This is a genomic window from Yersinia proxima, from assembly GCF_902170785.1.
GTDB classification, from domain to species: Bacteria; Pseudomonadota; Gammaproteobacteria; order Enterobacterales; family Enterobacteriaceae; genus Yersinia; species Yersinia proxima.
The window spans coordinates 126,047-132,046 of record NZ_CABHYG010000024.1 but is presented as its reverse complement, the minus strand read 5'-3'; the positions used below and the strand labels follow the sequence as shown (position 1 = coordinate 132,046).

The window sequence follows — 6,000 nt, the reverse complement described above, 5'->3', positions numbered from 1 at the left end:
TCTTCTGCCTGTCGAAACAGGCTTCGATATCGTCTTGCGAATGCCCACACAGATTGTCTGATAAATTGTTAAAGAGCGTTCGTTACCCGTTTGCCTTGCGGCGAATCTTACGGTAACGCGGGAGGCAGATAATACGCTTTCCCGCTGAAGAGTCAAGAGTTTATTTGGTTTCTTTCGAAGTCAAACTCAATCATTTCTCTTCCTGACCCGGCGAAGTGTGTTTCGTTGTTCCCGGTCAGTGGAGGCGCATTATAGGGAGTTCCTGACAGCCTGCAACCCCTAATTTCAAAAAACTTTTCAACCGCTGATTCTTTAGTCAAAACGCCGTTAAATTGGCAGTTTTTCCAGCGATGGAAAGCCATAACCCTGCAAAACGGGTAATAAAGCATCAGTATCCGCATTCAGTGCCATGCAATACGCGATGTTTTCTTCATCGGAAGAAATCACATTTTCTTGAGAAGAGATAAGCCAGGCGGTACGGCGAGCAATTGCAGCGCCGGAATCGACCATTCGGGTGCCTTCTGGCAACACTTGTGCTAACTCTTCAGTTAATAGAGGGAAATGGGTACAACCTAAAACGATGGTATCTGGCGGTTCACGCATGGCGAGCCACGGATGAAGGATTTTCTTTAATGCTTCCTTCGGAACAATACCGCCATGCAACTTGGTTTCCGCCAGCTCCACCAGCTCAGATGATCCCAGTAACTCAATTTTGCAGTCTGTCGCAAAGCGCTCAATCAAATCCTGGGTATAAGAAGCATGAACTGTGCCACGAGTAGCCAGCAGACCGACAACACCATTACGTGTGAGCCGTACCGCAGGTTTGATGGCCGGAACCACACCCACAACCGGGAAGGTAAAACGTTCGCGTAAAGCAGGAAGGGAGACCGTACTGGCCGTGTTACAGGCGATAACCACGATAGCCAGTGGGTGCCGCTGTTGTACTGCGGTGACAATTTCCAATACGCGCTCAACAATAAATTCGCCTGACTTCTCCCCATAAGGGAACGCGACGTTGTCGAAAGCATATATATAGTGGAGATCCGGCAATAATTGCCGAATCTCCTGATAGACAGACAGCCCGCCAACACCTGAGTCAAAAATCAGCGCTGTCGGGCGAGGAGCAGTATCAACCCTAGAAGTTATAGCTTCCGGTGAGGTAATACTCTCGTCCAGCGGTTTTATAGCCATAAGCCGTTTCGTATTCTTTATCAAACAGGTTGGCAATTCTACCACGAACTGTTAGATGAGAAGTAACCGGATAGCCCGCTGAAACGTCTACTGTGCTGTAACTCGACAATTCACGCTGAGTCGAGCTATAAGCTGAGGTGTTATTGTCATAACGTTTACCGTAATACTGATAAGAGACATCCATATCAAGGTTAAACATCGTCCAATCTAACTGATACTTCGCCTGTTGCTTAGAACGACGAGCTAATACCTCATTATTCAGATCATTACGCGGGTCAATGTATTGCAGTGTGACTCCGTGTGTAAATATGCCGGTAGTGAGATTACCCGTCCATTCCACACCTTTTATAGTCGCGGAATTGACATTGTAGTAATACCCTTTGAATATTGAATTATCAAAAGAGTAATCAATCAGGTTTTCAATTTTGTTGTGATAAGCGGACAAACGCCAGTCAAGTGGCCCGGTCACTCCTTCCAAACCCGCTTCCCATTGGCGAGACTCTTCCGGCTTAAGGTCACTGTTGGATATGATGTCAAAGCGCTGCGAACCATATTGCTGACCCAGAGACGGAGCCAGGAAGCCAGTGCCATAAGAGACGGTCACACGATAGTCAGGAACGAACTCCCAGCCCGCCGCGGTTTGCCATGTTTCATGCCAGCCAAATTGCTCATCCTTATCGCCACGGCCAGAGGCTTCGAATGTCACATTGCCGATTTTCTGCTGTCCGCTAAGGTATAAACCGGTGTTATCCCGCTTATAAGTATCAGAGATGGTCTGGCTAGATGAGGTCAAACGCTGTTGCTGCCAGTCAAGGCCCGCGCTCAATGTTCCACTTTCAAAGCTATAAGTGTTGCCCCATTGCACATTCCGCTGATCCATATTATCCAGCGTGGTAGCGACACCATAGCGGCCATATTGGCTACTAAAGTTGTAGTCTTTATATTTCTGATAGCTGCCGATTAATTGTGAAGAGTAGGCACCCGAAGCATAACGTAGCCCCGCATCATAAGTATGGTTATAGAGCCGCTCTTCATCGCCGCTATAAGCCGGAGACGACAAACTGCCAATATCGTAATCAGAATTGTTGGTATAACCATAACCTCTGACAAAACCAGATATCTCTTGGCTGAATTGATGCTCCAGCCCTGCCCAGAAGTTTTTATTGCGGAAACCATCGCGGTCGTTATCGATTGGGTTCGGTGAGTCAGGTTTGACGTTATATCCGTTGCTGGTTTGATATCCGCCCGCTAACGTGGCCAAGGTATCGCCAAAGCGCTGGCGAATACTGCCATCATATTGCTGATAGCCTTTAGAGCCGATCCCGGCATTAATCTGCGCGCCTTCCTGGTCTGTCTGCGTAATCACGTTAATGACGCCACCAATTGCACCAGAACCATAAACAGCAGAACGCGGCCCACGGATATATTCAACCCGCTGCACTAAGGAAATAGGGATTTGATCGAGGTTAACGCTGTTAACAATACCGGTACGTGCCAGGGGAATGCCATCAACCAATATCAGGACATGGCGGGCTTCGGTGCCACGGATATACATAGAAGAGCCCTGACCTACCCCGCCGAATTGTGCAATATCTACCCCCGGCAAGCGGCGCATCACTTCATTAAGACTTTTCGCCTGCCAGCGGTCGATATCATCGCGCGTGACCACATCGGCAGGAGCCAATACAGTCGAAACAGGTTGTTTGAAACGGCTGGCGGTAACCACCATTTCATCTTTATTACCGGTTGCGGTGTTGCCCTGCGCCCATCCAGAGAATGCTGTCACAGAGAGAGCCGTGAGCAGCGTATATTTTTTTATTGTGATTGTATTTTTAGTGGTCATTAAGAAAGCATCCAAACTCAAATAGCGGATGCCGCAGAGCCATGGCCGGTAGTACGCGACGACCACGAATATTGCGACGTATACCGGCAGGTTTTCGGGCTTGGGATCTCTGTTATCTGACTATGAATAAAACAGAGCGGGCGATGACTTCCCATCCTTACGGACAGTGTCTGGTTGAAACCTATCGCCGTGACTTCCCCTTACCGCTGCGCGTCAGCTCCGGATTTACACCGGATTCCCTTTTAACTCTTAGGTGTTTAAGTAACAGCTTGAGGCCGGACCGCAATGCTACAATCAAGTAAAATAGATGTCTAGACTTCCATTGTTGTTACAAGGAATAAATACAACAAAACTGGACATCAGAGCCACTTTCCCTACAATCCGCAGCAATACCCCTCTTTTATTATGTCCAGACGAGAAGAAACATGACTCCTGACATCCTGCCGACTGACGGCTACGAGCACCAATTGGCGGAAAAATCTGCCCGTCTTCAGGCGATGATGTCGCCGTTTCAGGCACCCGCTGCGGAAATATTCCGTTCTCCAGCAGAACATTACCGCATGAGAGCCGAGTTCCGTGTTTGGCATGATGAAGATGACCTGTACCACATCATGTTTGACCAACAGACCAAGCAGCGCATTCGGGTTGAGCAATTCCCAGTAGCCAGTCTGTTAATTAATCGTTTGATGAGCGCACTGATGACGGCCATCAGAGCCGAGCCGATTTTGCGGCGCAAGCTATTCCAGATTGATTACTTATCTACCCTAAGTGGCAAGCTGATCGCCTCTTTGCTGTATCACCGCCCATTAGATGAAGAGTGGCAGCAAAAAGCGCAGGAACTGCGTGACCAATTGCGCGAGCAAGGTTTTGACCTGCAACTGATTGGCCGAGCGTCAAAAACCAAAATCATGCTGGATCACGACTATATCGACGAAGTGTTGCCCGTCGCCGGGCGCGACATGATCTATCGTCAGGTTGAGAATAGTTTCACCCAACCTAATGCGGCGGTGAATATTCATATGTTGGAATGGGCGATTGATGTCACCCAACATGCCAGCGGCGATTTATTAGAGCTGTACTGCGGCAACGGTAATTTCTCACTGGCGTTGGCGCGTAATTTTGATCGGGTATTGGCAACTGAAATTGCCAAACCGTCAGTCGCGGCGGCGCAATACAACATCGCGGCCAATCATATCGATAATGTGCAAATTATCCGGATGTCAGCGGAGGAGTTTACCCAGGCCATGCAAGGTGTGCGTGAGTTTAACCGCCTGAAGGGTATTGATTTGAGTAGTTACAACTGTGAGACCATTTTTGTCGATCCACCGCGCAGTGGGTTGGATGACGAAACCGTCAAACTGGTACAGGCCTACCCACGCATCCTTTATATCTCCTGTAATCCAGAAACCCTGTGTGCCAACCTTGAACAGTTGCAACACACACATAAAATCAGCCGATTAGCACTATTTGACCAGTTCCCTTACACCCACCATATGGAGTGCGGGGTTTTACTGGAAAAACGTGACTGACGAACAGCAGGAATCGAGACAAAAAAAGGGCAACGTGATGTTGCCCTTTCTATTAGTTTGATGGGTAAATAGAAAAGCTATTGTGGCTGCTGGTTATCTGTATCCGTACCGATATTAATGTCTGTTTGCGCCGATTTGCGTGCTTTCAGTTTGAATAAGATCCAAAACACCAGCACCACACTCAGAATCGAAGGAACAAAGTTAGAACCAATCGCCGGATGCTCAACCCGCACAATCGCGCTATACAATAAAATACCAAGTAAGAAACACGCACCAGCCAGTACTGGCAGGCCTTGCGGCATGGCAAAATTGAGGTAGCGCTGGTGCAAGCAATAAACCGCCAGGATTAGTGCCAGCAGCGGAAAAATTGAAAATGGCACAAATGCGCTGAATAACGCATTAAATGAACCGTTTATTGCCAAACCCGTAATCAAAGCCAGCAGTAGAGTGCCGGTTTCACGGCGAGGCTGTTTTTCAGAATAAGATTGTTTTTCAGAGCAAGATTGTTCCATTGTTTTCCTTACCTTATTAAGCGCGGGATACTGCGAGCTTTTCCTGCTCGCGCCGATACCAATAATAAGCGCCCTTGGAGATCATCCTCAGTTGTAAAACCAGGCGTTCTTCTAACTGTCGCCGCTGTTCTGCATCTACGTCCAGCACTTCTGCACCTGCACTGAAGACAATTGTGACCATGGCCTCAGCTTGTGCTTCCGTGAAGCTGCGTGGCATGTGGTTTTCTAACTCAAGATAATCGGCCAGCTCGGCAATAAAATGTTGAATTTCACGCGCAACCGCCGCACGGAATGCGGCTGATGTCCCGGAACGCTCCCGCAATAATAAGCGGAATGCATTAGGGTTATTGCCGATAAATTCCATAAATGTCGATACTGAGGTACGGATAACACTGCCGCCCTTGGCAATCCGCTGACGAGCTTGCCGCATAAGTTGGCGCAACATCAGGCCGCTTTCATCGACCATTGTCAGCCCAAGTTCGTCTACGTCACGGAAATGCCGATAAAAAGAAGTCGGTGCGATACCTGCTTCACGGGAGACTTCCCGCAAACTCAGGCTGGCAAAACTCCGCTCAGCACTCAGTTGGCTGAACGCCGCTTCGATAAGGGAACGACGAGTCCGCTCTTTTTGTTGTGCTCTGACGCCCATAATCGTACCCAAGGGATATCCAATTTCTCAATCTAAGACATATAGTCAGCAATATACCAAACTTTATAGTAACAACCGTTATACAAACGCATCATTCCCATGTGCAATTGCCGCTTTACAGCACATATATGGCGATTTACCCATTGTTTATTGGGTTATACCTGTCATCTTTCAAGTTACAAGTGTGTTGGCTGCATTCGCTTGCCACCTTATCTGCATCTTGAAATCTATTGGGTATATACTTGGGATGATGTTAATGTAGCGTTGTAATTTTGT

5 protein-coding genes and 1 riboswitch are annotated in these 6,000 nt (G+C 48.0%); of the genes, 1 reads left to right on the top strand and 4 read right to left on the bottom strand.

The features are described from left to right. Positions 1 to 327: 327 nt before the first annotated feature. Both murI and btuB read right to left on the bottom strand, forming a co-directional pair. Positions 328 to 1,191 carry a glutamate racemase gene (gene murI, locus FTB31_RS21470; protein WP_227731770.1) on the bottom strand — a complete coding sequence of 288 codons (864 nt, stop codon included), beginning with the start codon at positions 1,189 to 1,191 and terminating at the stop codon, positions 328 to 330. Beyond that, positions 1,136 to 3,034, bottom strand: coding sequence for a TonB-dependent vitamin B12 receptor BtuB (gene btuB, locus FTB31_RS21465; protein ID WP_077175594.1), 1,899 nt, complete (start codon positions 3,032 to 3,034; stop codon positions 1,136 to 1,138). The genes murI and btuB overlap by 56 nt, the downstream gene beginning before the upstream one ends. A gap of 68 nt (positions 3,035 to 3,102) precedes the next feature. Then, a riboswitch (cobalamin riboswitch) is annotated at positions 3,103 to 3,329 on the bottom strand. A 130-nt stretch (positions 3,330 to 3,459) separates the two neighbouring features. Between btuB and trmA the strand changes: the two genes are divergently transcribed. Then, positions 3,460 to 4,563, top strand: a complete 1,104-nt coding sequence (trmA, locus tag FTB31_RS21460; RefSeq protein WP_019080260.1) for a tRNA (uridine(54)-C5)-methyltransferase TrmA — start codon at positions 3,460 to 3,462, stop codon at positions 4,561 to 4,563. Positions 4,564 to 4,640: 77 nt separating this feature from the next. On the opposite strand, the gene FTB31_RS21455 is transcribed toward trmA, so the two are convergent. Then, complete coding sequence (locus tag FTB31_RS21455; RefSeq protein ID WP_077175593.1) at positions 4,641 to 5,075, bottom strand: YijD family membrane protein; 435 nt, start codon at positions 5,073 to 5,075, stop codon at positions 4,641 to 4,643. A 16-nt stretch (positions 5,076 to 5,091) separates the two neighbouring features. Then, positions 5,092 to 5,724, bottom strand: a complete 633-nt coding sequence (gene fabR, locus FTB31_RS21450) for an HTH-type transcriptional repressor FabR (RefSeq protein WP_005163800.1) — start codon at positions 5,722 to 5,724, stop codon at positions 5,092 to 5,094. Positions 5,725 to 6,000: the final 276 nt, after the last annotated feature.

What these genes read in the sequence shown, in the direction of transcription:
- murI (WP_227731770.1), bottom strand. Translation starts at nt 1,191, where the DNA reads ATGGCTATAAAACCGCTGGACGAGAGTATTACCTCACCGGAAGCTATA.
- btuB (WP_077175594.1), bottom strand. Translation starts at nt 3,034, where the DNA reads ATGACCACTAAAAATACAATCACAATAAAAAAATATACGCTGCTCACG.
- trmA (WP_019080260.1), top strand. Translation starts at nt 3,460, where the DNA reads ATGACTCCTGACATCCTGCCGACTGACGGCTACGAGCACCAATTGGCG.
- FTB31_RS21455 (WP_077175593.1), bottom strand. Translation starts at nt 5,075, where the DNA reads ATGGAACAATCTTGCTCTGAAAAACAATCTTATTCTGAAAAACAGCCT.
- fabR (WP_005163800.1), bottom strand. Translation starts at nt 5,724, where the DNA reads ATGGGCGTCAGAGCACAACAAAAAGAGCGGACTCGTCGTTCCCTTATC.